This window comes from Zoogloea dura (assembly GCF_012927165.1).
GTDB classification, from domain to species: domain Bacteria; phylum Pseudomonadota; class Gammaproteobacteria; order Burkholderiales; family Rhodocyclaceae; genus Zoogloea; species Zoogloea dura.
On sequence record NZ_JABBGA010000019.1, the window covers coordinates 24,135 to 50,085 of the forward strand.

The window sequence follows — 25,951 nt, forward strand, 5'->3', positions numbered from 1 at the left end:
CAGGAAGGCCTAGAAAGCCCTCCCCAGCGCCTTCGAAGCCTTCGGGTCCCGGAACACCAGCGGGTGGCAGTTGTCCTGCCGCTCTGCGCTGGCGAGGGTGGCCTCGATCAGGGCGTGGTCCGGCGACTTGGGGCAGACGGGGTCGGTGGCGCCGGCGTTGCCGGTGAGCATGAAGGCCTGGCAGCGGCAGCCGCCGTGGTCCTTGTCCTTGTCTTCGCAGCTCTGGCAGGTGTCGGGCAGCCAGGCGGTGCCGCGGAAGCGGTTGAACAGCGGTGAGTCGTGCCAGATCCAGTCGAGTGCGTGTTCGCGCACGTCGGGGAAGTCCAGGCCGGGCAGCATGCGGGCGGTGTGGCAGGGCAGGGCGAGGCCGTCGGGGGTGACCGAGAGGAAGACCTCGCCCCAGCCGTTCATGCACTTCTTGGGCTTTTTCGACTGGTAGTCCGGCGTGACGAAGAGGATGCGCATCTTCTTGCCGAGTTTCTGGCGCCAGCGTTCGGTGACGGCCTCCGCCTCAGCCAGCTGGGCGGCGCTGGGCATCAGGGCTTCGCGGTTGAGGAAGGCCCAGCCGTGGTACTGGGTGTTGGCCAGTTCGAGGTATTCGGCGCCGATCTCGGCCGCCATTTCGATGATGCGGTCCAGGTGGTCGATGTTGCTGCGATGGAGTACGCAGTTGATCACCGTGGGGTAGCCGGCGGCCTTGGTGAGGGCGGCCACCTTGCGCTTGAGGTCGAAGGTGCGCGTGTTGGTGATGAGGTCGTTGGCTTCGCGGGTGGCGTCCTGGAAGGACAGCTGGATGTGGTCCAGGCCGGCCTCCTTGAGCGCCGCAAGGCGGGCTTCGGTGAGACCCACGCCGGAGGTGATGAGGTTGGTGTAGAAGCCGAGCCGGCGGGCCTCGGCGACGAGGATCTCGATGTCGTCCCGCAACAGCGGCTCGCCGCCCGAGATGCCGAACTGGGCCGCGCCCATTGTGCGGGCCTGGCGGATCACCGACAGCCAGTCATCGGTGGACAGCTCCGGCCCGGCGGCGGCGAAGTCCACCGGGTTGTAGCAGAAGGCGCAGTGCAGGGGGCAGCGGTAGGTGACTTCCGCCAGCAGCCACAGGGGGCCGGGGCGGCGGGCTGCCGGCTGCAGGGCTTCGGGTGGGACGAGGAGGGTGTCCATCAGGCCTCCGTCCAGTCGATCCAGTTCTGTTCCTCGGCCATGGCCAGGAAGGCCTCGACGTCTGGGGTGAGGCCCGTGGCATTGAAGCTGGCTTCCAGGTCGGCCACGATGGCCGGCAGATCGCGGTTGCCGTCGCAGCGCTTGAGGATCTCGCCGGCGCTCTGGTTGAGCTTGACCATCCCCTCCGGGTAGAGCAGCACGTGGGCCTGCTGGGCCGGCTCCCACTGGAAGCGGAACAGGCGGTTGATGCGCGGGCAGGCGCCGGCGGGGATCACTTGGGGCCGCCTTCCAGGCCGTAGCGCAGGGCCATGGCGTCGTTCATGGACCACAGGATGTCGAGTTTGAACTTGAGGATGTCCAGGGCCTTCTCCTGCTGGGGGCGGGTGTCGAAGTAGGCGAGGGTGACGGCCAGGCCTTGTTCCACGTCGCGGCGGGCCTGGGTGACCCGGTTGCGGAAGTACTGCAGCCCGTCGGACTCGATCCACGGGTAGTGCTCCGGCCAGTTGGCGAGGCGCTGCTTGTGGATGATGGGGGCGAACAGCTCGGTGAGGCTGGAGCACACCGACTCCTGCCACGGGCGCTGGCGGCAGAAGTTGAGGTAGGCGTCACAGGCGAAGCGCACGGCGGGGATCACGTGGCGTTGGTCGACGATCTCCTCGCGGCTCAGGCCGACGGCCTGGCCCAGGCGCAGCCAGGCCTCGATGCCGCCCGGGTCGTCGCCGTGGCCGTCGTGGTCGAGGATGCGCTGGATCCACTCCCGGCGCACTTCCCGGTCGGGGCAGTTGGAGAGCACCGCGCCGTCCTTCTGGGGAATGATGATCTGGTAGTAGTAGCGGTTGGCCACCCAGCCCTGGATCTGCTCCCGCGTCGCCTTGCCGGTGTTGAGCATGACGTTGAAGGGATGGTGGATGTGATAGGCCGTGCCCTTGTCACGCAGTTGCGCTTCGAATTCTTCGGGGGTCCAGGGGCGCTGGGTGCTGGCGCTCATAGTGCGATCTCCATGCCATCGAAGGCCACCTCGATGCCGGCGGCGGCCAGGATGGCGCGTTGTGCCGAACTGTCGTCGAGGATGGGGTTGGTGTTGTTGATGTGGATGAGCACCCGGCGCACGTGGCGGGGCAGGCGGCTGAGCTGTTCGATCATGCCGCCGGGGCCGCTCTGGGCCAGGTGGCCGATGTCCCGGGCGCGCTTGGACGACAGGCCGAGGGCGATCATCTCGTCGTCGGTCCAGAAGGTGCCGTCCACCATCACGCAGTCGGCGCCGGCCATGGCGTCGAACACGGCGTCGTCCACCTCGGCCAGGCCGGGGGCATAGAACACGCGCTTGCCGCTGGCAGGGTCGCGGATCAGCAGGCCGACGTTGTCGCCCGGCACCGGGCTGTTGCGGTGGGGCGAATAGGGCGGCGCGGCGGACAGCAGCGGCAGGGCGCGCCAGTCGAGGCTTTCCGAACCCTCGGGGTGAAAGCTGGCGCCGTTGCCGGGCAGCTCGCGCCGGGCCACGCCGCAGTAGTGTTCGAGGAGGTGCAGGATGGGGTTGCCGCGGGTCAGGTCTTCAAACACCGGGTCGGTGCACCACACGGGCCAGGGGCTGCCTTTTTCCCGCAGCATGTAGAGGCCGGTGGTGTGGTCGATCTGGGCATCCACCAGCACGATGGATTCGATGCCGCAGCCGCGCAGGCCTTCCTTCGGCCAGGTGCCGGGAAAGAGCTGGAACTGCTGCAGGATGTCGGGGGAGGCGTTGACCAGGGTCCAGCGGACGCCGTCGCCGCTGACGGCTATGGAAGATTGGGTGCGGCGCTGGTGATGGGGGCTGCCGGCGCGGACCTGCCGGCAATTGGGGCAGTTGCAGTTCCACTGGGGAAAGCCACCGCCGGCGGCGGAGCCGAGGACGCGGATGTACATGGTCTGGGAGGCAGACGGCGGCCTGTCGGGGGACCTGGCCGCCGTCGCCGGCCTTTCTTACTTGGCGGCGATGTACATGGTGATTTCGAAGCCGAAACGCAGGTCGCAAGCTTGGGGGGTGGTCCAGGTCATGATGAGTCTCCAGATTTTTGGGTTGTTGGATCCGGCCCGCCGGTGGCAGTACCGTGGAGCGCAGTGTGGCAAAGGGCGGCATACTCCCGCCTCACGAAAATCTTGATTCGCAGCCCCGCCCATGTCCGAACCTTCCTCCTTCCTGCTACCCGTGGGCGATGGCCACCGGCTCCACGTGGAGACTTCCGGCAACCCGGCGGGCGAGCCCGTGGTGCTGCTCCATGGCGGGCCCGGCAGCGGCTGCTCGCCACGCATGAGGGACCTCTACGATCCCGTGCGGCATTTCCTGGTGGCCTTCGATCAGCGGGGGGCCGGACGCTCGGAGCCGAGCGGAGAGACTCGCGCCAACACCACGGCCCAGCTGGTGGCCGATCTGGAGCGTCTGCGTTGCCACCTTGGCATTGCCCGCTGGCGGGTGACTGGCGGCTCCTGGGGAGCGACCCTGGCCCTGGCCTACGCCATGACCCACCGGCAGGCCGTGTCGGGCCTGGTGCTGCGCAGCAGCTTCCTGCCCGGTCACGGGAATGTGGAGCACTTTTTCGCGGGCCTGGCCGGCGAGGCGCCAGTGGCCTGGCAGGCCCTGTCGGACGCGTTGCCGGAGGCCGGCGGCAGGGGGTTGCTGGCAGCCCTGGCGACCCGCCTGTCGGCGTCCGATCCGGCCATTGCCGAAGCTGCGGCCCTGGCCTGGCTGGCCTATGAGCAGGGGGTGGCCAGCCCGGGCGCGTCGGCAGCCACTGCGATGCCGGATGCCCCGCAAAGGGTTGCCCTGGCGCGCAAGTACCGGCTCCAGGCGCACTATCTGCAGGCCGGCTGCTTCCTCGATGAGGCGGATTTCCTGGCCGGCTGTGAAACCCTGGAAGGACTGCCCGTCGTGCTGATCCACGGCCGCGAGGATCGTATCTGCCCGCCCGCCAACGCGGAGCGCCTGCATGCGCACATTCCCGGCAGCCGGCTGATCTGGATAGACGGCTGCGGCCATGACCCCTTTCATCCCGCCATGGTGGAGGCCTGGCGCGCCGCCCTGGCCTCGCCCCCCGGCCCCTGAAGCCATGCCCGTTCCACTGCTTTACCTGATCGTCTTCATCGAAGGCTTCTGCTCCCTCGGCGCCGAGGTGATCGCCCTGCGCCGGCTGGTGCCCCATGTGGGCAGTGCCATCGTCGTCACTGCGCCCACCATCGGCCTGTTCCTGCTAGCGCTGGCCCTCGGCTATGCGGCCGGCGGGCGGGTGGCGGAGCGCTTCACTGCGGTGGTGGCCCGCAACTTCCTGGTGTCGGCGGCGCTGGTGGGGATAGGCCTGTCGCGGGTGGTGGTGGATGGCTTGTTCGCCCACCTGCAGCCGGCCGGGGTGGCCTACCTGCTCTTCGTGGGCGGGGTGTTGTGCCCGGTGGCCTGGCTATTGGGCCAGACCGTACCGGTGCTCACCAACCTGATGAAGCACATGCGTACCGGCGAGGCCAGCGGCCATGCCTTGTACTGGTCCACCCTGGGCTCCTTCCTGGGTTCGGTGAGCCTGGCGCTGGTGGTGATGCAGTGGCTGGGCGTGTCGGTGGCGGTGCTGGTCTGCGCACTGCTGCTGGCGGTGGGCAGCCTGCTGCTGGATGGCCGAGCCTGGCGCAAGTCGGTGCTGGCCCTGGCGGCCGGCGGCATTGCGTTGGCGATCAACCTCTTCCCGCCCACCGAGGTGGCCGACACGGCCTATGCGGACTATGCCGTGCGCCCGGTGGCCGTGCAGGATCGCGTCGATCCGCGGGCCTTCTTCGTCAACAACTCCCTGGCGTCCCTGATCGATGCCGGCGAGCCGCCGCACTACGCCCGCTACGTGCAACACCTGCGCCACATCCTGCTGGATGAGCTGGGCCTCAAGGGCAAGGACATCCTGGTGCTGGGGGCCGGCGGCTTTACCCTGTCGCACCGGGAGCCGGCCAATCGCTACACCTATGTGGACATCGATCCCGACATCCGCACCATCGCCGAAACCCGCTTCCTGCGGGAGCCGATCCGCGGTGAGTTCATCGTGGACGACGCCCGCCGCCATGTGCGTGAAACCCCGCACCGCTACGACGCGGTGGTGGTGGATGTGTTCAGCAGCCACACTTCCATCCCCGGCCACCTGGTGACTCGCGAGTTCTGGCGTGATACCCGCCGCGCCCTCAAGCCCGATGGCCTGCTGCTGGCCAACCTGATCCTCGACGGCCGCCTGGAAACCCCCTACGCCCGCAATCTGCTGGCCACCATCGAAGCGGAATACGGGCGCTGCGGGGTGGATGTGCTGCACCGGGGCAAGCCCTTGTCGAATGTCATCGTCAGCTGCCAGGCGTCCGGCCGGCCAGGCGTGGCGGAGGCTTACACGGATGAGGTGAACCGGGCCGACGTGGATCTGGCCCGGTCGAGGTAGGCCCCCGTCCCCGGCCTGCTCAGGGAGCGGTATTGCCGTCGGTCTTGTAGCGGGGTGAGCGGGGGCCGTAGAGGATGCCGTTGGGCATGCCTGCTGTCAGCAGGCGCTGGCTGGTGATCCCGGCTATCGGATGGGAGCGGTTGGTCGAGCTCTCGACGATCTGGCTGACCACGGCCGTGACCAGCAGGCCGACCAGACCGCCGCTCGAGCTCCGGCCCTCGGCGCTGGAGGCCGACGCCGCGCCCTTCCACAGGACCTGGCCCGATCTCAGGTCCACCAGCCGCGCTTCGGCCGTCACCCGGCTTTCGCTGGAGATCAGTGCATAGGAGGTGCCGTATTGCTTGATGTCGATATACAGCACGGCATCGGCACCGAAGATCTCCCGCAGTTTGGGCAAGGCCACCTGGTGCGCCTCGGCGGCATTGCTCATGCCGTTCTGGCGGAAGGTCTCGTCCACCAGGCTCACCGGGAACACGTAATAACCCGATTCGGCCAGGGGCAGGGTGACCTGGGAGAGCATGCTGTAGGTGGCGGCGACATCAGGGGAGCTGTTGAGCGGCGGCAGGACCAGGATGGAGGCCGGCCGGCTCTCCTTGAAGGCGCTGTAGTCGTAGCGGGCCGGGGTGGCGCAGCCGGCGGTCAGTGCTGCGCCCAGCAGGGCGATGGCGCCGGCCCGCAGGGCCGGGGCTGGGAGTCTGAATCGCATGGATTGCCTCTCTTATTGCGGGCGCGGGTACTTGCGCAGCAGGAAGTCGATGTAGGTCGCGCTTTCCGGGTAAAGGGCCTTCTCGGCTTCGAAGTACTTGAGCATCTGGTCGGGGTGTTCGCGCTGGGCGTGGAGGATGCCCAGGTGGGCGAGGTAGCCCGGAGGCACGTTCCGACCTTTGGCCCTGGCCTCCTCGAGCCCGCCCTCCAGCTCGGCGATCTGTTCATCGGGGCCGGAGCTCCGGGTGAGATGGCCATACACCTGGGCCTGGTAGTCGCCCCAGTGATAGAGCGGCTTGGGGCGGCTGGCACAGCCGGTGGCCAGCAGGGCTGCGGCGATCGACAGGCCGCAGGCAAGGCGGATGCGGGAGAGGGGCGGTCGTGTCACGGTGGCGTGTCCTCGTCAGCGCATCAGCGGCCAGGCTGCCAGGCGCCGGAATGGATGCCATCCACCAGGCGATTGACGGCTTCGCGCATGGCCAGGTCGAGCACCTTGCCGTTGAGGGTGGAGTCGTAGCTGGACGTCCCGCCAAAGCCGATCACCTCACGGCTGTCCAGGCTGTATTCACCCGCTCCCTGGGCCGAGAAAACCACCTCGGAAGTCTGCACATCCACCACGTTGAGGCTGACCTTGGCGTAGGCGACCTGGGACTTGCCGCGGCCGAGCAGGCCGAACAGCTGCTTGTCGCCAGTCTCCTTGCGGCCGAACTCGGTGACATCGCCGGTGATCACGTAGGTGGCCCCGCGGATCGACTGGGCGGCTTTCGAGTAAGCAGCCTCCTGCTTGATCTCGGAGATATTGTCCCGATCCAGCACGTTGAAGCGGCCGGTCTGCTGGAGATGGGTGATCAGGATGGTCTTGGCCTGGCTGCCCAGCCGGTCGACCCCATCGGTGAAAATGCCGCGCATGAAGCTGGAACGGTTGTCGAACTTGCCCACCGAGATGGGGTTGCGCACGCCGGTGTAGGCGGTGCCTGCGGAGGCGACTTTGGCGACTTCGAGGCTGCGGGACTGTTCGGTGGCGCAGCCTCCAAGGAGCAGGGCGCTGCCCATCAGGAAGTGGGCGGTGAGGAGCGTGGTGATTCTGGATCGGGGCATGGTGAGTTGTTTGCTCGGATTGGGTATGAATTTAGAGTATGCGTCAGGGCTTAGTGGTGGCGCAACGCCGATTCCACGCCCCGCATGCTCGGGGTAGTGGCCTGGATGAGAGGAGCGGTGGTGTGCGAGTAAGAGCCTGGCGGGATTCCGGGGGGCGGTGGCGGATACGATGCCTTTCGAGCCGACCATGCGCACCGTGTTGATCCGGCAGGGCATACCCAGTCGACTCTTGACGGGTCATAATTCGGTCCGTATTCTGACCTTCTGGTCTCAAGGAGCCATCATGTCCCTAGCAGAACATATCAGGCCCATCACCTACCTGAAGTCCAGTGCGGCAGAAATCGTCAAGGAATTTGCCGTCAATCCTGAACCCATCATCATTACTCAGAATGGTGAAGCGAAGATGGTTGTCATGGATATTGGTGAGTATGAAAAGCAGCAGGAAACTCTGGCGTTGTTGAAGCTGCTGGCTTTGGGAAAGAAGGAGTTCAACGCAGGCAAGTTCAGCGATGCCGAGGCCTTTCTTGATGAAATGGACGACTGACCGTGCCCCGCAGGATTGTCATCCTTGACAGTGCCAAGGAGGAGTTCAGGGACATCAAGAAGCATGTCCTGAAGGAGTTCGGTGATTCTGTCTGGAATGACGTCAGCGCGGAATACAGAGAGTCCTTCAAAGCCATAAGGATCAGCCCGGAGATTGGCAGCCACATTGACGAGTTGAAGGAACTTGGCATTGCAAACGTCAGATGCACGCTGGTCAGGCAGACACGGGTTGTGTATGAGTTTGATGAACATATGGTTTTGATCCATATGTTCATCCATACAAGAAGAGATTTCAGAACGCATCTCTTCAAGCGGCTGATCAACCAGTGATCCACAAGTATTCAACGCTCCCGCATGCTCTCGGTGGTGGTCTGGATGAGTGGACTCAGGAAGTACTCGATGACCCGGCGCTTGCCGGTCTTGATCTCGACGGTGACCGCCATGCCGGGTGAAAGACGCACTTCCGTTCCATCCACGTTCATCGCCGAGCGCTCCATCTTCACCCGCGTGGAATAGATCAGCCCGCGCTTTTCGTCCTCGATGGCGTCGTGGGATACCGAGCCGACCTGGCCGTGGATCGTGCCGTAGCGGGTGTATTGAAAGGTCTCGATCTTGATCTCGGCCTCCTGCTGCGGCTTCACGAAGCCGATGTCCTTGTTCTCGATGAAGGCTTCGACTTCCACAGGGTCGTCCTTGGGGACGATCATCATCAGCGCCTGGGCGGGTGTCACGACACCGCCACGGGTATGGATCGCCAGTTGCTGCACCGTGCCATCCACCGGCGCTGTGAGGCGCATCAAGCGGTTGCGGGTGTCGGCCTTGAGCAGTTCCTGCTCGAAGGTGGCAGCCTTCTGCTGGCCGTCGTTGAGGCTGTCGAGGTTTGCGCGTCGGGTTTCGGCAATGATCTCGGCTCTCTCGCCCCGGGTCTCCCGGAGTGCGGCTTCCAGTTCGTTGAGACGGCTGCGTTGGGCGGCGAGGTCGCCTTCCTGCTCGATCCGGGCCTGCTCCCGTTCCAGGTAGCCATGCCGTGACACAAAGTTCTCGTCCACCAAACGTTTGAAGTCGTCGGCCCGCTGTTTGGCGATGGGGGCGGTCTGTGCGAGTTTGCCGACCAGTTCGCGGGTCGAGCGGATCTCGGCGTTCCGGCGGGCGATGTCGGCCTCTACCCGGTTCAGCTTTGCGGTGTATTCGTCGTACTGCCCCATCAGTTGCCGCTCAGCCTCCCGGAGCCGGGCCGCGTCCACCCCTGGTGTGGGCTTGATGCGGGGAGGCTGGCCACTGGCGATGGCGGCCAGCATCGCGTTTGCCCGGGCCACTTGGAGACGGGCGACGGTCAGGTCGTTGCGGATGCGCGCCTGGTCGGCCTCCGTCGTCGTCGCATCGAGTTCGACCAGGACATCGCCGGCTTTGACCGCCTGGCCGTCCTTGACATGTATCGCGTGGACCGTCGCCGTTTCAAGGGGTTGGATGGTCTTGGTCTTGTCGCTGGGGATGATCTTGCCCTGGGCGCTGGCGACGACGTCGATCTGGCCAAAGATCGACCACGCGAGCGCCAGCAAGGCGAAGACGATCAAGGACCACATTGTGACCCGGGGGGCCGGAGACGGAGGCGTTTCCTGGAGTGCCAGCGCGGCCGGCAGGAACTGGGCTTCGTGGGCGAGGCGCGATGGGCTGTCCAGCTCCTGGCGTCGGGCCCAGATATGGCGGAATACCCGCCCATAGCGTTCGAAGAGGTCGGCAGCCGCCTGCAGGCGGAGGATAAGTGCGCTCATGGCTCAGCCCGCCTGAAGCCGGTGCAGCCGGGAATAGTGGCCTGCCTCCCGGCGCAGCAATTCGGCATGGGAGCCGGCTTCCACGATCTGGCCCCGGTCCATCACGATGATGCGGTTCGCATCGCGTACGGCAGACAGGCGGTGGGCGATGATGAGGACCGTGCGGCCCTGGCAGATGGCTTTCATGTTGTTCTGGATGATGCGTTCGCTTTCATAGTCGAGGGCGCTGGTGGCCTCGTCGAAGATCAGGATGCGGGGCTGGGTCATCAGGGCGCGGGCAATCGCGATGCGCTGCCGCTGGCCGCCCGAGAGGGTGGAGCCATGCTCGCCGACCAGGGTGTCGTAGGCCTCGGAGAGTTCCAGGATGAAGTCGTGGGCACCGGCAAGCTTGGCGGCCTGGATGACGGCCTCCAGGGGCGCGCCCGGGTCGGCGAGGGCGATGTTGTCGCGAATGCTGAGGTTGAAGAGGACATTCTCCTGCAGCACCACGCCGATCTGTCGGCGCAGGGAGCTGGCATCGGCCAGCGCCAGGTCTATGCCGTCCACCAGCACGCGCCCCCGCTCCGGCACATAGAGGCGTTGAACCAGCTTGGTGAGCGTGCTCTTGCCGGACCCGGAGCGGCCGACGATCCCGATGACCTCGCCCGGGTTGATATCCAATGAGATGCCCTTGAGCACCTCGGGGCCATCCGGCCGGTAGCGGAACGTCAGCTCATCGAGGGTGACCCGGCCTGCCAGGGGGGGCAGGGCACTCTTGGCCGAGGCGACTTCGGTGCGGGTGTTAAGGATGTCCCCGAGGCGCTGGACCGAGATGCCCGTCTGCTGGAAGTCGGTCCACAACTGGGCCAGACGCATCACGGGTTGCGCCACCTGTCCGGCCAGCATGTTGAAGGCGATCAGCTGTCCCACCGTGAGCTGGTTGTCGATGACCAGGCGCGCGCCCACGTAGAGCGTCGCCACCGTGACCAGCTTGCCGATCAGCGACACACCGCTGTTGGCCAGGGTACCCACCAGGGCGGTGCGGAAGCTGGAGGCGACGTAGGCGGCGAGCTGGGTATCCCACTTGCGGGTCCAGTGGGGTTCGACAGCCATCGCCTTGACGGTGTCGATGCCGCTGATGGTCTCCACCAGGAAGGCCTGGTTCTCCGCACCCCGGTTGAATTTCTCGTGCAGGCGCGCGCGCAGGAGCGGTGTGAAGGCGAGGGACACGATCATGTAGCAAGGCAGAGAGACCACCACGATCAGCGTCAGCCAACCGCTGTAGTAGGCCATGACGGCGATGAAGACCACCGAGAAGAGCAGATCCAGCACCAGGGTGATGGCATTGCCGGTCAGAAAACTCCGGATGTTCTCGAGCTCCCGCACCCGGGCCACCGAATCACCGACGCGCCGTGCCTGAAAATAGGCCAGGGGCAAGCCGAGCAGATGGCGGAACAGACGCGCGCCAAGCTCCACGTCGATCCGGCTGGTGGTGTGGGAGAACACGTAGCTGCGCAGCGCTCCGAGTCCGATCTCGAAGATCACCACCACCGTGAGTCCCACGGCGATGACGTCCAGGGTGGTGAAGCCACGATGCACCAGCACCTTGTCCATCACCACCTGGAAGAACAGGGGAGTGACCAAGGCGAAGCATTGCAGGGCCAGGCTCACGAAAAGCACCTCTCCGAGCAGGACGCGGTACTTGATGATGGCGGGGATGAACCAGGTGAAGTCGAACTTGCTCATCTCCCCCGCGAGTGAGGCACGGGAGGTGAACAGGATCAACTCGCCGGACCACTGCGCTTCAAGTTCGGCTAAGGGTAGGGTTTCGGGCTTGCCGGCCTGGGGGCATTGGATCAAAGCCTGCCCGCCTTCGACCCGGGCGAGGATGACGAAGCGTGCCGGGGCGTCGGGAGTGGACCTGAACAGGGCGATGGCCGGCAGGGGTGTCCGGCCAAGGCGGTCGAGGCGTGTCTTGACCAGCCTAGCTTGCAGGCCGAGCTGACGGGCGGCCAGCAGAATCTCCGATGTCCCCAGGTGGCGGCCTTCCGGGGCGTGCTGATGGGCGAGCTGGGCGCGGTCGGCGGCAATGCCGTGCAGGCGGGCCAGCATCACGAGGCAGACGAGGCCGCTGTCTGTATTCGATGATGAGTCGTTTGTCATGGTCGGAAGGCGCAAGTTGTCCTGCCTCATGCAAGGCAGGGCGGCGTTGGCTGGGAAGGTTTGATGAAGGGACGGCCCCTGTGTTAGCGGGCGCCGTCCCTCACGGATGTCGACTCAATGCCAGTTGGCGGCGATCACCGGATTCAAGCTGCTCTGATAATTGGCAGGCAAGGTGGATTGGCCCGCTGCTGGCGGCGCAAAGCCGGCCATCGCCGAGACCAGGGCATCCACCTGGCTGTCCAACAGGGTCTTGCCGTCCGTGACCTTGAACTGCTCGACGTGGTAAGCGCTGCCATTGAACCAGTTGTCGATGGTTGTTTTGTCAGCGCTGCCGATGATGCTCACTTCCAGATCGGAGCCGACGCGTCGGAACCACAACTGATCTGCTGTCACGCCAGCGCCAATGGAGAGGACATCGGTGTTTCCAACGGTGGCGTCGTCTTCCATGATCCTGTCGGAGCCGGTGCCGCGGCTGAACATGTAGGTATCGCTATTCGCCCCTCCATTGAGCAGATCGTTGCCGGCCCCTCCGTCGAGCGTGTCATTGCCCTGGTCGCCAAACAGCGAGTCGGCGCCCGCGCTGCCGAAGATGCTTACGGGGAGGGTGAAGCGCAATGCGCCGTTCCAGTAGAGGCCGGCCTGCCCCGGGATGACGTCCTTGTTGTCGAAAGCCGTCGCGCCGCCGCCTTTGTCGAGGGTGACGCCCGGATCGGTGGGCTTCATCTCATGGCCATTGAGCTTGACGGACGAGACGATGAGGTTCCGATCCTCGCCATTGATGACCGCATCGTTGGTGAACAGGAGGTCGAGCTTTGATGCCTCCGTGCCGATGTGGAGGTCGGTGGTGAACTGGTAGGTCTTGGTGGTCGTGGAGTCGACCACTATCGAACCGATCTTCTTGCCATCCAGCCAGACCTCCATCTGGGCACCGACGCCCGCGGCCAGGGTGGCCCTGGCCGAGACGATGATGGTGGCCTTGGTGCGGTCCCCGAAGAGTTGATCATCGCCACCGAGCCCATGGAGTTGGTCGGCACCCGCCTGGCCGTAGAGGGTGTCGGCGGCCGTGCTTCCGCTGAGCGAATCAGGACCGACAGAGCCCAGGAAGGCCATGTTCTTGATGGTGGAAAGATCCCAGGTTGGTCCCCCGGAGAACTGGATCTGTTGAACGGGATTGCGTGAATTGGCGGAAGAGTCTTCTTTGAAGAAGTCCTGGACCGTGACAGAGTCGTTGGTGCCCCTGAGTGTAATGACGAGGTCCCCGTCGCTGCGACCTAGGGACACATCGTCGGTAGTCACTCCTGATTTGAATAGAAGGGTATTGAGCTTGCCTGCCGTGGCATCGTCGAAGGCGGTGATCAGATCATTACCATCACCCTTGCCGAAGAGGTAAGTATTGTTGCCCGCTCCCCCGCAGAGCGTGTCGTTTCCACCCATGCCATCCAGGGTGTTGTTGTTGGCGTTGCCGATGAGGATGTTAGCGAGGGCATTGCCGGTGCCGTTGAGGGCGCTGCCACCGGTAAGGGTGAGGTTCTCGAGCTGGGCGCCGAGGGTGTAGGTGAGCGAGGCCTGGACCGTATCGGTGCCGCCAGCGGCCAGCTCGGTGATCACGTCTCCGGCAAGGTCGACGACGTACGTGTCGTTGCCCGCCCCGCCGGTCAGCAGGTCGCTCCCTTCACCTCCATCGAGCAGATCGTCACCGGCCCCTCCGTCGAGGGTGTCATTGCCCTGGTCGCCGAACAACGAGTCAGCGCCTGCGCTGCCGAAGACGCTGACAGGGAGGGTGAAGCGCAATGCGCCGTTCCAGTAGAGGCCGGCCTGCCCCGGGATGACGTCCTTGTTGTCGAAAGCCGTCGCGCCGCCGCCTTTGTCGAGGGTGACGCCCGGATCGGTGGGCTTCATCTCATGGCCATTGAGCTTGACGGACGAGACGATGAGGTTCCGATCCTCGCCATTGATGACCGCATCGTTGGTGAACAGGAGGTCGAGCTTTGATGCCTCCGTGCTGATGTTGAGGTCGGTGGTGAACTGGTAGGTCTTGGTAGTCGTGGAGTCGACCACTATCGAACCGATCTTCTTGCCATCCAGCCAGACCTCCATCTGCGCACCGACGCCCGCGGCCAGCGTGGCCCTGGCCGAGACGACGATGGTAGCCTTGGCACGGTCCCCGAAGAGCTGGTCATTGCCACCGTGCCCATGGAGCTGGTCGTTACCCGCCTGGCCGTAGAGCGTGTCATTGCCCGCGCTCCCGTTCAGGGTGTCTGCTGCTGCCGTGCCGGCAAGGTCCAGATTGGCCGGGAGCAATTTGGCGACGATGGTGTTCAGATCCCATGTGGTGCCATCGACGAATCTGAGCTGCTGGACGGGATTGCGGGTGCTGGTGGGGCTGTCCTGGTAGAAGAAGTCCTTGAGGGTGACCGTGTCGCCGGTGCCACTGATGCTGATGCGCAGATCAGCGCCTGAGCGGCTTACCAGGATCTCATTGGGAAGCACACCGGGCTTCAGTTGCAGGGTGTTGAGTTTGCCGGCCGTTGTATCCTCAAAGGAGGCAATGATGTCCTGCCCATCCCCTTTGCCAAAAAGGTAGGTGTTATTGCCCAAGCCTCCAGAGACGAGGTCGTTGCCGGCTCCGCCGTCGATCGAGTCATTTCCCGCTCCACCGCCGAGTGTGTCGTCTCCTATCGTTCCGAAGATATTGTTTGCTTCGTCGTTACCCTCGATCGCCAGGCCACTCGCCGTAACAGCCTTGGACTTGATCTGGGCATAGGACCATCCACTTGAGGGGGAGCCGGACTCGCCGAGCGAGATGAAATCGACAGTGCGACCGGTCGTTCCATCCGCGGAAAAATAGCCTGAAACCTCGACTCGACGAGAATTGTCATAGCGACTGGCGTTGATGATCAGATCGTCTTTGATCCGGAGGTATTCGACGGAGTCGGGTGGCGATGAATACTGCCGGAATGCAATCCTATCGATATCGTCAGGAGAGCCATCCGTTGCTGCGTTGTCGATCAATACTCGATCGAAGCCGCCGTCGAGTGTGAAACGGTAGGTGTCCGAGCCGCTTCCTCCGATCAGGGTGTCGGCGCCGGCCAGCGCAGACAGGTCGTCGTCGCCCTTGAGACCATAGAGAATGTCATCACTTCCAATCAAGCCAGACAACGTGTCATTGCCATCAGTGGCGCCCAGGAGGTCGGCCTTGATTTCGTCTGCGGTCAGCCACCTGAGTCCACCAATGCCGTCGGATATCCCGATCCTGGTCTCGTCTATGTTGTTGGACTCGACAGCAGGCGAGAAGAAACCTGCGAGTGTGACCTTGTTGCCAGTGCCGATGACCTCAATCAAGAGATCACTCATGTGCGTGTTTGTCGAGAGCTTGAGGGCATTTGGACCTTGAATGCCGGAAATAACGATGGAGTCATTCTTGCTACGGAACCACTGAACTGTGTCATTCCCGAAATCACCGGAGAGGATCAGCCGGTCGCTGCCTTGTCCCATCAGTATGCGGTCATTCCCGGCCCCTCCCTCAATCGTGGTGTTTCCGTCTCCTCCCTCAAGCGTGTCATCACCGTCGTCACCGAACAGCGTGTCCTGCCCGCTGTCTGCCGTGATGGAGTCATTGCCCTGACCGCCATGGATGAGGTCGTCTCCTTCGTTTCCGTTGAGGCTGTCATTGCCGCCGAGCCCCTGTATGACGTCATTTCCGGCGTCGCCAATGATGGAGTCCGATCCGTTGCCGCCGGAGAGCGTGTCATTCCCGACCGTGCCGGTGATTCGCTGGTCACCATTCAGATAGGCTTCGACCATGCTCGCATCCCAAAACTCATCGCCGAAACGGAGGGACGGAGATGTGCCCTGGATGGTCAGGCGACTGCCGTCCGATAGCGACAGGACGGTTTCGCCATTTTCCTTGGTCAGGGTGATGTCGGAAGGGCGGATGCCCGAGGACAGTTGGATCTCGGTCCATTCATCGGCAGCGCACTCGACTCGGTCGATGCCGCTTCCCGGCCCGAATCGGATGTAGGCTCCGCGTCCGTTAAGCTTGACCGAGTCGTTGCCGCTGCCTCCATCGACGGTGTAAATTGAATCGAAGAGGTTGATCGTGTCGTCTCCCTCTCCGCCAAGTATGAGGCCCGTCGGTAAGCCGCTGTTGCCACTGAAGGGACGGCTCTCGATATAGTCGTTGCCGTTGCCACCGTCGACCTGTCCGCCGGTTGTCGAAAGAAGGAAGAGGCTGTCGTTTCCCGCTGCTCCTTCGATGGTTCCCGTCCAAGCACTGCTTATCTCCAGTACATCGCTTCCGTCGCCGCCGATTAGGATGGGATTGTTGCCACCTGCCAGAGTGAGGCCTTCGAAGTTGGCGTAGTCGGTGATCCGGAACGTCCCATCGATGCCGTCGCCTTCCGCCAGTGAGGTGTCTCTCACTATGTTCAGAACATCGAAGCCCCCGTTGGCAGCTTCGACCACTGTGCTCGATGCCGGCGTGAAATAGGTGTCATCGCCGTCTCCCCCAACGAGAGTGCTGCCGCCTTGGCTGGTCAGAACGTTGTTGAGCGCGTTGCCTTCTCCGCGGGTATTCTCGGCTGTCAGCCTCAGGTTTTCCACGTGGTCGGGGAGGGCATAGCTGAACGATGCCTCGACCCCGTCGGTGGATTCGGCGTCTCCCGAGCCCGTTTCGATGACGACGTCAGTCGGATCGTCTACGAAATAGGTCTCGTCATTGATCCCCCCGATCAATGTATCCGACCCGCCTCCACCGTGGAGCTTTACGTTTGCAAACATGGGGGGGCGATGGGCCGCGGAACTGTCGATCACGTTATTCAGGCTGTTGCCCTGATACCAGTGGTCGCTGTATGTGAGCATCCAGGGGTCGCCGGAGTAGCGGTTGGATATCTGCTTGATATCTGAAACGACAAGGTTCTCAACGTTATCGGGAAGGGTTGCGTTGAAGGTGTCCACCACCAAGGTATCGGTGCCGGAGTCGACCTCTTCAATAACGATGTCCTCGAACTCTGGTGTTGTGGGCACATACCTTTCTGCGCCAGGATTGCTGACCCAATAGGTATCATCTCCTTTTCCGCCTATCAGGCTGTCTATGCCGGGCTCTCCGTGCAGACTGTCATTCCCGTCGTCGCCGTAAATTGAGTCGGGATTGCTGGTTCCCCATATTTCATCATCGCCGCTGTTGGCATGGACAAGCCTGAAGCCGCCTTGCAGGTAGATGACATCGTCTCCAGGCGTGCTGTACTGTACCCGTTCATTCAGTTGGCTCAGGGTCCAGGTCTGCCCATTTGAGAAGCGGAAAAGGTCCACGCAGGAAAATGATGAGAGATCCTGCCCACCTGAGAAAGCACCCTGAATGTTGAGTTGAAATCGGTATTCCCGGTCGGTCACCAGCAGGTCGTTGCCCGAACGAAGCAGCGTCAGGTCTTCCGGAACGATACCCTCCCCAAAACGCACCTCGTCATTTGCCGTGTCGGTCGGGGTCTTCTCGTAGTTGATGATCCTGTCGGAGCCATCTCCGACATTGATCAGGTAAACGTCATCTCCCTTGCCGCCCCACAGCAGGTCGTCGCCCTTGCCACCCAGCAGCGTGTCCTTGCCGCTTCCACCGTACAACTCGTCATCGCCGTCCCCGCCATCGAGATAGTCGGCTTTATATACGGCATCTGCGGCCTCGGGGGACGCATACATCGTATTGAATTCCTCGGGGTCGTCCCCGAAAATCGTGTCATTACCGTTGCCCCCGAAGACCTTGTCACGGGCGGCAAGGGTGTTCAGGAAAGTGTCGTTCCCATCGAATAACAACACTGTGGATTGGATGTTGGCGGAGCCGCGTGCGTCGATTGCGTCATCGCCCTGGGTGCCAAAGCCGATACTAACGTTCGCATCCGTGCCGCACAGGGATAGCACCGCGGCGTAGTCCATGCTGCCGCCGTCCGCAAACTCGATCCGGGCGATGGAGGGGGCTCCCGCAGGGCCGAAATACTCGGATACAGCGGCCCAGTTGTCAGGATCCTTGAACAGGACGAGCTGATTTCCGTTTCGGAAGAAGGACAAGGATGACTGGGTCACGGAGCCGGCAAACCGGATGGTGTCCTGGAATTGGCGAGTAATCTGCGTGTCCTCGGTGATCAGATCGTGCCCGAAGTCGTCCTCGAGCAGGATCACATCCTGGCCTTCGCCCCCAAGCAGCCAGTCGTTGCCTTGCCCCCCGCTCAGGGTGTCGTTGTCCCTGCCGCCATCGAGCCAGTCATTTCCCGCGTGGCCAAATAGCTGGTCATTGCCGTCGCTGCCGAGGATCGAGTCATCCTTGGTGCCGCCAAAAAAGGCATCGGCGGTATTCCCTTTACCCGTCCAGTTGAGGGTGTAGGGACTCCTGGAGAAGAGCTCCTGGAACGAAACCTCCGAGTAACCTTCATTCCAGAAAGCGGTTGCCGAGGCCTGCTCGGAGGATGCTTCGGCGGCCAATGCTGTGCGTAGAAGGGAGGGTTGCGACGACTGCTGGGCGGCGAGGCTCCCGCTATCCTGGAACAGTACTTTCTCTATGGTATTACCCCACGACTCCGATACCTGGATGGACTCGCCGCCCAAGGTGCTGAGCACAACGAAATCCTGGTCTCCGTTGGCCTGGGTGAGGTAGGCCTCGTCACGCCGATATCCCTTGATAAGGATGATGTCATTGCCGCCGCTGTCGATGATCGCGTCGCTCTTGCCCTCTGCATCGACAAGAAAGTCGCCCTTCTCGAAGATATAGACATCGTCGCCGTCCCCACCCGATAGGATGTCCAGCCCAATGCCGCCGATCAGGGTGTCATTGCCGTCGTTGCCTTCCAGTTGATCATCGCCGGCTCCGCCGTCCAGCCAGTCTGCACCCGGGGTTGCATCGGGCAAGGGGTTGGCGCCGTCGTTATCACCGACCAGGAAATCGGCCCCCTCTCCACCGAACAGCGAATCGTTGCCGCCCAAGCCCGATAGAGTGTCACTGCCGGTTCCGCCATCCAGCAGGTCGTTGCCGTGATAAGTGATGTTCAGATTGGCGTCATCGCCGACGAGCAGGTCGTTGTCGGCTTCGCCGAACAAGGTGTCGTTTCCACCGTCGCCACGCAGGGAGTCTTCTCCATCGCCGCCGAGGAGGAGGTCATTGCCGGATAGGGCATAGATCGTTGCGGGCACTTCAAAGCCGGACGCGCCAAAATCGCCATGGATATAGTCATTGCCACCTGATCCGAGGATCGTATCTGCATCAATACCGCCCCACAGCCTATCATTGCCGCTGTTGCCGTCAACCAAGTCTTTGCCCTGATTGCCGGCTATCTGATCATCACCTTTTCCTCCAAAAAGCTGCTCATTACCTTCTAGGCCAGAGATAATGTCATTTCCTTCTCCTCCGTCGATCAGATCGTCCGCTCCAGAGCCTCCTATTATATCGTTGCCTGCCCCCCCGAGTATTGTATCGGCGCCGAGAGCCATACGAGAACTTGCTGGAGTAATCGAACTGTCCCTATCGATACCACTTGTGGTTGGTGGAGCGCCGGCGCTATAGGAATACTGAAACATAAACGTGTGATAGCCGTAGGAGAATGATGGGTCATATTCAGAGTCACGGTGCCAATACTCCTGAGCGGCCGGGTCATCGATGTAAACCAATTGATCCTGACTCAAGATCTTTATCTGCCAGTAATCTGCTTCAAACGACCACCAGCCATCCCAGCTGCGGGCTCGATTGATTATTTGGTTGTCCTTGTGGTATTGATACACCGTGCCGGCGAGCACCACATCCGCACCATCTCCGCAATCGATCAAGTCCGCGCCGTTGCCGCCGATGATGAGATCGTCCCCCGTGCCTCCCAAAAGAGTGTCATCTCCAGCACGTCCGATTAAGATGTCGCGATCTGCACCTCCATCAACCCATTCATCAATCGATCCGTCCGCGCCATTAAAGAGGTCGTTGCCTGCCAAGCCCGAAGCCTGAGTTGCTCCTCCCATACTCAGAAAATCATTGCCTGCCGTGCCCGCACCGGTGGGCTTGGGGCTGTCTTCGGTGGCCAGAGTGATCCCCAATTGGCCACTTGAGAAATTCCGGACCCGCAACACCCCGCCGTCCGCCGCCACATTCAGGTCGTCGCCCCCTGCCGCATTCGCCGTCAGGGAAAAGACAAAGCGCTTGTCCTCGGATATCCATGTTCCATTGGAGAGCTTCTTGCTGCCCGCCAGGGTGTACTGGGTTCCGGAAATAGACCATTTGATGACGCCCTTTCCATCGCTGTCGACGATGATGTCCCCGCCGCCGCTGGCATTGACGATATAGGTATCGGTGCCCTGGCCCCCCTGTAGGATGTCCGCGCCACTGTTGCCGGTGAGTGTGTCGTTGCCGTCGCCGCCGAAGAGGTGGTCCGTGAGTTCGGCGCCAGAGAGGGCGTCGTCCGCAGTCGAGCCGAATTCGACCTTATGAGGAGTGATGGCCACGAATGCGCCATCAGGCCGGACGGTGATGTTTTGGCCGGATTCGAGGTCATTGAACGCCCATGCCTCCTTACCGATCTTGCTGGACTCCAAGTTTGGATTGTTATCTTTGTTGGCTTGCTGGAGCCAACTGAGCATGGCGGCGCGATCGGCGAGCCAGAGGTCGGAGTAATTGCCTTGGCCTGCGGCACGCTGGGTCGAGGTCAGTTGTGCATCCGCGGCCCAGGCCTGGGCGAGCGCCTCGTTGGCCTTCTTGAGTGCGGCCAGGGCGTCGGCGTCGGTGGTCTTGAGGGCGAAGGGGGTGAGGTTGACGAGGGCGAGGAACTGGCCGAAGTCGGTGCGGGCGGTGTTGGGGTCAGTGGTGGGGGTGACGAGGGTGACCTTGCCGGCGAGGGCTTTGAAGGCGTCGTTGTTCTTGAGGTCGGAGATCGCCGAGTGCAGTGCTTCCCGGGCGGTCATGTCGTGCCAGGTGTTGCCGGTGTCCAGTGACTCCCCGGCGCCCGTCCGCAGGAAGCGCAGGCGCCGATCGACGCCCGTTACGGTCAGGAACAAGCCATCCAGGATGGTTTCCAGGGTGTAGCCTTCGGCCTTGCCCTGGCTGAAGAGAATGGTCTCTCTTTCTGTGTGGGTAGCGGCGCTGAAAATGCCGGCTAGTTCTTCCCTGGTGACGAGGGGGGCGAGGCGGGCAAACAGATCCTGGACCGCGAGGGAGTCCACAAGGAGAACGAGGCTGTGGGTGTCGCCGAAATCGTTGGTGGTGTAGTAGTCGACAAGCAGTTTGGCATCGGCATAATTGACCGTTTCAACCAAGGCGCTGAGCAAGACGTCTCCGCGGGCAAGCGGCTGGTCCTCGATATAGATCGGGGTGCCTTTCCCGTAATGCCATTGGGAGTTGGCGACTCCGGATGGGGATTGTGCCCCATAGATATCGTAACTGGGCAGTCCGACGACTGTGCCCCTGAGGTTTCGATTGGAAATGGCATCCCAGCCGCTGAGCGCAACGTTGGTACGATAGGGTGATATGGAGGGATCGGCCATCAGTACGGCAAGCTGGTAATCGAGCTTGACGGCCTCGATTTGTACGGTGCGCCCGTCTGTCGAGAGCGCGGAGACCGCGACGGGCTTGGTGCCTTCGCTGTATTCTTTGAGAGCGGCGACACGGTCTATTTCTGCCCATATTGTTCTTATGTTCGTCAGCGCTTGGCGAATGATGCCTTTTTCTGAGACCGATCCAGCGGTGCGATCGATAAGTTCAAAATCCGCATCAGTGGGTCTGGTGCCTGCATTGAATTTGGACCGAATATCCCGGTAGAGTTTCTGGATTCGTGCGTCACTGAAGCGGATCTGTTCCCCATCCGTATTCGTCCTCCTGCGCTGGAATTCGCTGATGACAGCGTCCAGGGATGTATTGGAGTGCACGTCGCCAACGCCAGCACCGTTGAAGGTATAGACCGCGCTGACCCGCTCAGTGCCGTGAAGCAGTGAGAATGCGGTGGCCAAGTGCCCACCGAGGCTGTATCCGGTGACAGTAACCTTGGCGTCACGGGTGAGCACGCCGTTGGCCTGGAGCTTCTCCCACCAGGCTTCCATGTCGGCGATCTGCCCGAGCGCCCAGCCGTGCTCTTTGATCTCCATCTTGTTGGTGGCCTGGTTGTCGCGTACGGCGTCGTCGACGAACTCGGTGCTGCGGAAGGATATGACGAGTTCTTTTGTCTTATTGTTCTTGAATAGGGTGGCGCTAAAGCCGGTGCTGGTGTTGGGCTGGTGGGCGATGATTTCCCAGCCTTCGGCGAGGAAGCTGGAAGCGAGGGGGGAAGGAAATTTGCTGGCGTGGTTGTTGCCGTCGGTTAGGTATTTTGGTGGAAGTACGGGGATGCCAGATGTGATAATCGGTGAGCCAATATTACTCCCTTTTTCGAGAGTCGCCTCTGCGGCCATTTGTAAATTGGCATACTTCAGAAAATTTTGAATACTGTCGTTTGACATTATTTCTTTCTCCATTTACCGGTTCTTAATTTTAAGAACTTGCTCAGTGAAATCTCTGTCCCAAAAATATCTATAGGTTATGTCAATGGTATATTTAGGGCAGGACCATTGTTTAGCTTGTTCCCACGGCGTTCGCGAGCCCCCCGTCGAGCCCATTCCCTCGTCCATGAAATAGCCGATTCGTTCGGCGAGGATCTCGTTGGTTTGCAGATCCAAGACGCGGAATGCACTGCCGGCTATCCATTGGGCTCGCTCTTCCGGGGTGGTGAGATCCTCGAAGATGACGCCGTAGCGGGGCAGCGGGCCAGGGGAGGGGAATTTGTTGACGACGAAGCGGTAAAGAGGCGTGCGTACGGGATCTGGCTGGGGCTGAGCCCCCGCTGAGTCGGTGGTGTCTCCCGGGGAGATCTGAATGGCGAGGGTGTGGCGCGTGATGCTGTCGTCGTCCTGGTCGCGCAGGTCGAGGTAGGCATAGCCGGGTTGGTTCCAGACATGGCGCTCTCCGCCATACCCCCCCATCCACCCTCCAAGCAATTGCCCCTCCTTGTTCCGCGGAAGGAGGAAGGAGAGTGGGTAGTCGCTTTCCCAGGGATTGCCGACGGCCCCGAAAGGGTCTTCGACGATCTGGGGCAAGGTGCCGCCGTGGCGGCGTTTGCGCAGGATGGCGATGGCCTCGACGTCCTCCACCGTCCGGTAGATCTTCTCGCCGGCGTTCTTGCAGCGTTCCTGGAAGTGGGCGCGGGCCTGCTGGAGCCGGGCGTGGTAGTGGTCGCTGCGCTTCTGCCGCTCCCAGGCCCAGCGCCCCGGAAAGGCAATGAGCAGGCCAAGCACGGTGGCGACGGCCAGATATTTGCCGGGCCGGGTGTTGGGCAGGGCCCAGGCGCCCACCAGGATGCCGATGATGAACATCCACATCAGGATGCCGATGCCGCGCAGGATGTCTGCGCCGGGGCCGAGTTCTAGCATGGTGAAACCTCGTTTGCTGCCGTGGAGTGCGCGGCGCCTGTGGATGGAGTGGGGGGCGGATGGGCGGGGATTCCAAGCAGCCGCGCATAGCCCTCGATGCCCTTCTCCAGGGTGTAGGACTGGCGGACGGTCTGCTGGGCTTGGCGCCGGAGTTCGGTAAAGCGTTGGGGCTCGGCCAGGGCTTCGATGGTTTGTGTGGCGAGGCCCTGGATGTCGAAGAAGTCCACCAGCAGCCCGTTGTGGCCATGCTGGATGACTTCCTCGACCGGGGCGGTACGCGACCCGATGAGGAGGCAGCCGGTGGCCATGGCCTCGAGCGCAGACCAGGACAGCACGAAGGGGTAGATGAAATAGATGTGGGCCGCCGAGATCTGCAGGATGCGGCGGTAGGTGGCGTAGGGGACCTTGCCGAGGAAGTGGGTGCGGGTGGGGTCGAGCTTGACCTCGGCTAGCATCTTCCGGCGCCAGTTGGGGGCGTCCTTGGGGCGCCGGCCGTAGCTCACGCCGTCTCCGCCGACGATCAGGGCATGGCAGGTGGGGTGCAGGCGCTGGATCTGTTCAAGGGCGCGCATGAAGACGTGGAAGCCTCGATAGGGCTCCAGGTTGCGGGCCACGTAGGTGATCACCGGGGCGCCCTGGCGCAGGACGAGCCCGGAGCGGAGGCGGATCCAGGCCTTGGGGTCGGGGTTGAGGTGCTGGGTGTCGATGCCTTCGTGGATGACGTGGATGCGCGAGCGGTGTGTCTCCGGGTGGCGGCTCCATTGCCAATGAGTCGGGCTGACGCCGAGGTCGCACTGCTCAAGATTGAGGGTGTGCAGGGCCTTCCAAGTGCGGACCCGGGCGGCATCGTCGAGGGTGCTCGGAAACTCCGGGTCGAAGCCCAGGTCGGCGCCGGGTGTGCCGTAGTACCACTCGCAGAAGTGGATGAGCCGGGCGTTGGGAAAGACGTCGCGTGCGTAGAGGGTTTCGCCCCAGCCGGGGTGGGCCACGATGGCATCGGGCACGAAGCCCTTGTTCTTGAGTGTGAGCAGCACGCGCAGCATGCCTTGGCCATGGAGAACCGCGTTCTCCATCTGGCGGAGATAAGGGTGCTGATGGGAATGCGGCGCGCGGTGGGGCGAGTAGCGCAGGATGTTGAGGCCGGGAATCCCCGGGGCGCGGTCGCGTCCGATGCCGACGACCTGCAGGTCGGGACGGTAGGCCCAGGCCTGGGCAAGGTGCCGGAACTGGCCCGGGAAATTCTGGTGGATCAGCAGGATACGCATCGAAGCCTGGCGGTTTCCCGTGAGCGGATGGTGTTTGATCGAGAGCCGGGACAGGTGCGCCTGGATGCTCAAGATGGGTGGATATTTTATTTCAATATATGCTTTCGGGCTTGGTGATAAATGTCATTTAAATTCTGTGATGGATTGTTGTTTTGTTGAATTTGTAATTTTTCAGCAGCGTTGGTACGCCGTCATGCCACACGACGCTTGGGTTCTAAGGGGAGCGATAACCCCCACCCCTGAACTTCCGTAACCCACCCCCGTCCACTCTTCAGGTATTGTGCATTGCAGCAATTCTCTTGAAGGAGGTCCGCGATGTTTGCAAAACGCTGGTGGGCGAAGCCGGATGCGGGGCCGCCGGCCCTGAGCCTGGCCTTGCAGGGGGGCGGGGCGCATGGGGCGTATACCTGGGGGGTGCTCGACCGCCTGCTGGAGGAAGGCTTGCCGCTGGACGGGGTGAGCGGGACGAGTGCCGGGGCGATGAATGCGGTGGCGCTGGCCCAGGGCTGGATGACGGGCGGGCCGGAGGGGGCGCGGGAGAGCCTGGCCGGGTTCTGGGAGGCGGTGGCGGATTCGACGCCCTTCGAGCTGGATCTGCTGCACAGCTTCAACCCTTCCGGCGATGGTTCGCTGCCGGGGCCGCTGGTGGCGATGCTGGAGTGGACGCGGCATTTCTCGCCCTACCAGCTCAATCCCTTCGAGCTCAACCCGCTGCGCGACGTGGTGCGGGCGCGCTTCGATTTCGAGCGGCTGCGGCGGGACTGTCAGCTGAAGCTGTTCATTGCGGCGACGCGGGTGCGTACCGGCAAGGTGCGCCTGTTCCGCACGGCGGAGTTGAGCGAGGAGGCCTTGCTGGCCTCGGCCTGTCTGCCCACCCTGCACCATGCGGTGGAGATCGAGGGCGAGGCGTACTGGGATGGAGGCTTCACCGCCAATCCGGCGGTCTACCCGCTGATGTACGAGTGCGCCGCGCCGGACATCGTGCTGGTGCTGCTGAACCCCCTGGTGCGCGAGGAGGCGCCGCGCAGCGCGGAACAGATAGCCGCGCGCAGCATGGAGTTGGGTTTCTCCACGACCTTCCTGCGCGAGATGCGCATGATCGCCCAGGCGCGGGCCTACATCGGGGAGGGCAAGGGCTGGATGCCGCTGGGGCGCTTCGAGCGCAAGCTGATGTCGCTACGCTTCCACATGATAGAGGCCGAGGAGCTGGCCGCGGTGGGGAACGGCAGCAAGCTCAACGCGACGCGGGCCTTCCTGCACGAACTGCGTGACCTGGGCCGCGCCCGGGCGGCCCGCTGGCTGCGCCTGCACCAGGGCGCGCTGGGCCATCGCGAGACGGCGGACGTGGACGGCCTGTTCAGCTGAAGCGCTGCGCACCGCCGGCGGGCGCGTGCCTCGCGCTGGTGCGCCGGGGCGCCGG

18 protein-coding genes are annotated in these 25,951 nt (G+C 62.9%); 5 read left to right on the top strand and 13 right to left on the bottom strand.

Translation table 11 applies throughout. The features are described from left to right. Window positions 1-9: 9 nt before the first annotated feature. Genes pqqE through pqqA form a run of 5 tightly spaced genes read right to left on the bottom strand, consistent with a single transcriptional unit; the run spans window position 10 to window position 3,195 of the window. A complete protein-coding gene (gene pqqE / locus HHL15_RS19005) occupies window positions 10-1,161 on the bottom strand; it encodes a pyrroloquinoline quinone biosynthesis protein PqqE (protein WP_169147385.1) in 1,152 nt (383 codons plus the stop codon). Further along, entirely contained in the window at window positions 1,161-1,436 is a 276-nt protein-coding gene (pqqD, locus tag HHL15_RS19010) for a pyrroloquinoline quinone biosynthesis peptide chaperone PqqD (RefSeq protein WP_169147386.1), read from the bottom strand. The genes pqqE and pqqD overlap by 1 nt, the downstream gene beginning before the upstream one ends. Continuing rightward, window positions 1,433-2,149, bottom strand: coding sequence for a pyrroloquinoline-quinone synthase PqqC (pqqC, locus tag HHL15_RS19015; protein WP_169147387.1), 717 nt, complete (start codon window positions 2,147-2,149; stop codon window positions 1,433-1,435). The genes pqqD and pqqC overlap by 4 nt, the downstream gene beginning before the upstream one ends. Further along, window positions 2,146-3,063, bottom strand: coding sequence for a pyrroloquinoline quinone biosynthesis protein PqqB (pqqB, locus tag HHL15_RS19020; protein ID WP_169147388.1), 918 nt, complete (start codon window positions 3,061-3,063; stop codon window positions 2,146-2,148). The genes pqqC and pqqB overlap by 4 nt, the downstream gene beginning before the upstream one ends. A 57-nt stretch (window positions 3,064-3,120) precedes the next feature. Then, a complete protein-coding gene (gene pqqA, locus HHL15_RS27035; RefSeq protein ID WP_139379539.1) occupies window positions 3,121-3,195 on the bottom strand; it encodes a pyrroloquinoline quinone precursor peptide PqqA in 75 nt (24 codons plus the stop codon). Window positions 3,196-3,316: 121 nt separating this feature from the next. Here pqqA and HHL15_RS19030 point away from each other — a divergent pair, with 121 nt between their 5' ends. Both HHL15_RS19030 and HHL15_RS19035 read left to right on the top strand, forming a co-directional pair. After that, window positions 3,317-4,240, top strand: a complete 924-nt coding sequence (locus tag HHL15_RS19030; protein ID WP_169147389.1) for an alpha/beta fold hydrolase — start codon at window positions 3,317-3,319, stop codon at window positions 4,238-4,240. Window positions 4,241-4,244: 4 nt separating this feature from the next. Then, window positions 4,245-5,591 (top strand): fused MFS/spermidine synthase, encoded by a 1,347-nt coding sequence (locus tag HHL15_RS19035; RefSeq protein WP_169147390.1) that lies wholly within the window; start codon window positions 4,245-4,247, stop codon window positions 5,589-5,591. Between the two features lie 19 nt (window positions 5,592-5,610). Here the strand turns inward: HHL15_RS19035 and HHL15_RS19040 are convergent, their stop codons facing one another. The 3 genes from HHL15_RS19040 to HHL15_RS19050 are packed head-to-tail and all read right to left on the bottom strand — an operon-like array spanning window position 5,611 to window position 7,394. After that, on the bottom strand, window positions 5,611-6,297 hold the full coding sequence (locus tag HHL15_RS19040) for a DUF799 domain-containing protein (protein ID WP_169147391.1): 687 nt from the start codon (window positions 6,295-6,297) through the stop codon (window positions 5,611-5,613). A gap of 12 nt (window positions 6,298-6,309) precedes the next feature. Next, complete coding sequence (locus tag HHL15_RS19045) at window positions 6,310-6,684, bottom strand: DUF4810 domain-containing protein (RefSeq protein ID WP_328825066.1); 375 nt, start codon at window positions 6,682-6,684, stop codon at window positions 6,310-6,312. 23 nt (window positions 6,685-6,707) lie between these two features. Next, window positions 6,708-7,394 carry a CsgG/HfaB family protein gene (locus HHL15_RS19050; protein WP_169147392.1) on the bottom strand — a complete coding sequence of 229 codons (687 nt, stop codon included), beginning with the start codon at window positions 7,392-7,394 and terminating at the stop codon, window positions 6,708-6,710. A 187-nt stretch (window positions 7,395-7,581) separates the two neighbouring features. Between HHL15_RS19050 and HHL15_RS19055 the strand changes: the two genes are divergently transcribed. Both HHL15_RS19055 and HHL15_RS19060 read left to right on the top strand, forming a co-directional pair. After that, entirely contained in the window at window positions 7,582-7,938 is a 357-nt protein-coding gene (locus tag HHL15_RS19055; RefSeq protein WP_235943516.1) for a type II toxin-antitoxin system Phd/YefM family antitoxin, read from the top strand. 2 nt (window positions 7,939-7,940) lie between these two features. Next, window positions 7,941-8,267 carry a type II toxin-antitoxin system RelE/ParE family toxin gene (locus tag HHL15_RS19060; RefSeq protein WP_169147393.1) on the top strand — a complete coding sequence of 109 codons (327 nt, stop codon included), beginning with the start codon at window positions 7,941-7,943 and terminating at the stop codon, window positions 8,265-8,267. Window positions 8,268-8,278: 11 nt separating this feature from the next. Here HHL15_RS19060 and HHL15_RS19065 read toward each other — a convergent pair whose 3' ends face one another. The 5 genes from HHL15_RS19065 to HHL15_RS19085 form a co-directional block, all read right to left on the bottom strand. Next, complete coding sequence (locus HHL15_RS19065; RefSeq protein ID WP_169147394.1) at window positions 8,279-9,709, bottom strand: HlyD family type I secretion periplasmic adaptor subunit; 1,431 nt, start codon at window positions 9,707-9,709, stop codon at window positions 8,279-8,281. Between the two features lie 3 nt (window positions 9,710-9,712). Next, on the bottom strand, window positions 9,713-11,851 hold the full coding sequence (locus tag HHL15_RS19070) for a type I secretion system permease/ATPase (protein ID WP_169147395.1): 2,139 nt from the start codon (window positions 11,849-11,851) through the stop codon (window positions 9,713-9,715). Window positions 11,852-11,965: 114 nt separating this feature from the next. Continuing rightward, the gene (locus HHL15_RS19075) at window positions 11,966-22,300 is read right to left on the bottom strand and encodes a calcium-binding protein (RefSeq protein ID WP_169147396.1); all 10,335 of its coding nucleotides are present in this window, start codon (window positions 22,298-22,300) and stop codon (window positions 11,966-11,968) included. A gap of 15 nt (window positions 22,301-22,315) precedes the next feature. Then, window positions 22,316-23,266, bottom strand: coding sequence for a hypothetical protein (locus HHL15_RS19080; protein WP_169147397.1), 951 nt, complete (start codon window positions 23,264-23,266; stop codon window positions 22,316-22,318). Then, on the bottom strand, window positions 23,260-24,531 hold the full coding sequence (locus tag HHL15_RS19085; RefSeq protein ID WP_169147398.1) for a glycosyltransferase family 4 protein: 1,272 nt from the start codon (window positions 24,529-24,531) through the stop codon (window positions 23,260-23,262). Before HHL15_RS19085 ends, HHL15_RS19080 begins: the two co-directional genes overlap by 7 nt. A gap of 315 nt (window positions 24,532-24,846) precedes the next feature. Here HHL15_RS19085 and HHL15_RS19090 point away from each other — a divergent pair, with 315 nt between their 5' ends. Further along, window positions 24,847-25,896, top strand: coding sequence for a patatin-like phospholipase family protein (locus tag HHL15_RS19090; protein WP_169147399.1), 1,050 nt, complete (start codon window positions 24,847-24,849; stop codon window positions 25,894-25,896). Window positions 25,897-25,951 lie beyond the last annotated feature (55 nt).

Excerpts from the sequence above, each read along its gene's own strand:
- HHL15_RS19090 (WP_169147399.1), top strand. The coding sequence starts at position 24,847 with ATGTTTGCAAAACGCTGGTGGGCGAAGCCGGATGCGGGGCCGCCGGCC.
- HHL15_RS19085 (WP_169147398.1), bottom strand. The coding sequence starts at position 24,531 with ATGCGTATCCTGCTGATCCACCAGAATTTCCCGGGCCAGTTCCGGCAC.
- pqqB (WP_169147388.1), bottom strand. The coding sequence starts at position 3,063 with ATGTACATCCGCGTCCTCGGCTCCGCCGCCGGCGGTGGCTTTCCCCAG.
- HHL15_RS19070 (WP_169147395.1), bottom strand. The coding sequence starts at position 11,851 with ATGACAAACGACTCATCATCGAATACAGACAGCGGCCTCGTCTGCCTC.
- HHL15_RS19075 (WP_169147396.1), bottom strand. The coding sequence starts at position 22,300 with ATGTCAAACGACAGTATTCAAAATTTTCTGAAGTATGCCAATTTACAA.
- HHL15_RS19040 (WP_169147391.1), bottom strand. The coding sequence starts at position 6,297 with ATGCGATTCAGACTCCCAGCCCCGGCCCTGCGGGCCGGCGCCATCGCC.
- HHL15_RS19065 (WP_169147394.1), bottom strand. The coding sequence starts at position 9,709 with ATGAGCGCACTTATCCTCCGCCTGCAGGCGGCTGCCGACCTCTTCGAA.
- HHL15_RS19050 (WP_169147392.1), bottom strand. The coding sequence starts at position 7,394 with ATGCCCCGATCCAGAATCACCACGCTCCTCACCGCCCACTTCCTGATG.
- HHL15_RS19030 (WP_169147389.1), top strand. The coding sequence starts at position 3,317 with ATGTCCGAACCTTCCTCCTTCCTGCTACCCGTGGGCGATGGCCACCGG.
- HHL15_RS19035 (WP_169147390.1), top strand. The coding sequence starts at position 4,245 with ATGCCCGTTCCACTGCTTTACCTGATCGTCTTCATCGAAGGCTTCTGC.
- HHL15_RS19080 (WP_169147397.1), bottom strand. The coding sequence starts at position 23,266 with ATGCTAGAACTCGGCCCCGGCGCAGACATCCTGCGCGGCATCGGCATC.
- pqqE (WP_169147385.1), bottom strand. The coding sequence starts at position 1,161 with ATGGACACCCTCCTCGTCCCACCCGAAGCCCTGCAGCCGGCAGCCCGC.
- HHL15_RS19055 (WP_235943516.1), top strand. The coding sequence starts at position 7,582 with ATGCGCACCGTGTTGATCCGGCAGGGCATACCCAGTCGACTCTTGACG.
- pqqC (WP_169147387.1), bottom strand. The coding sequence starts at position 2,149 with ATGAGCGCCAGCACCCAGCGCCCCTGGACCCCCGAAGAATTCGAAGCG.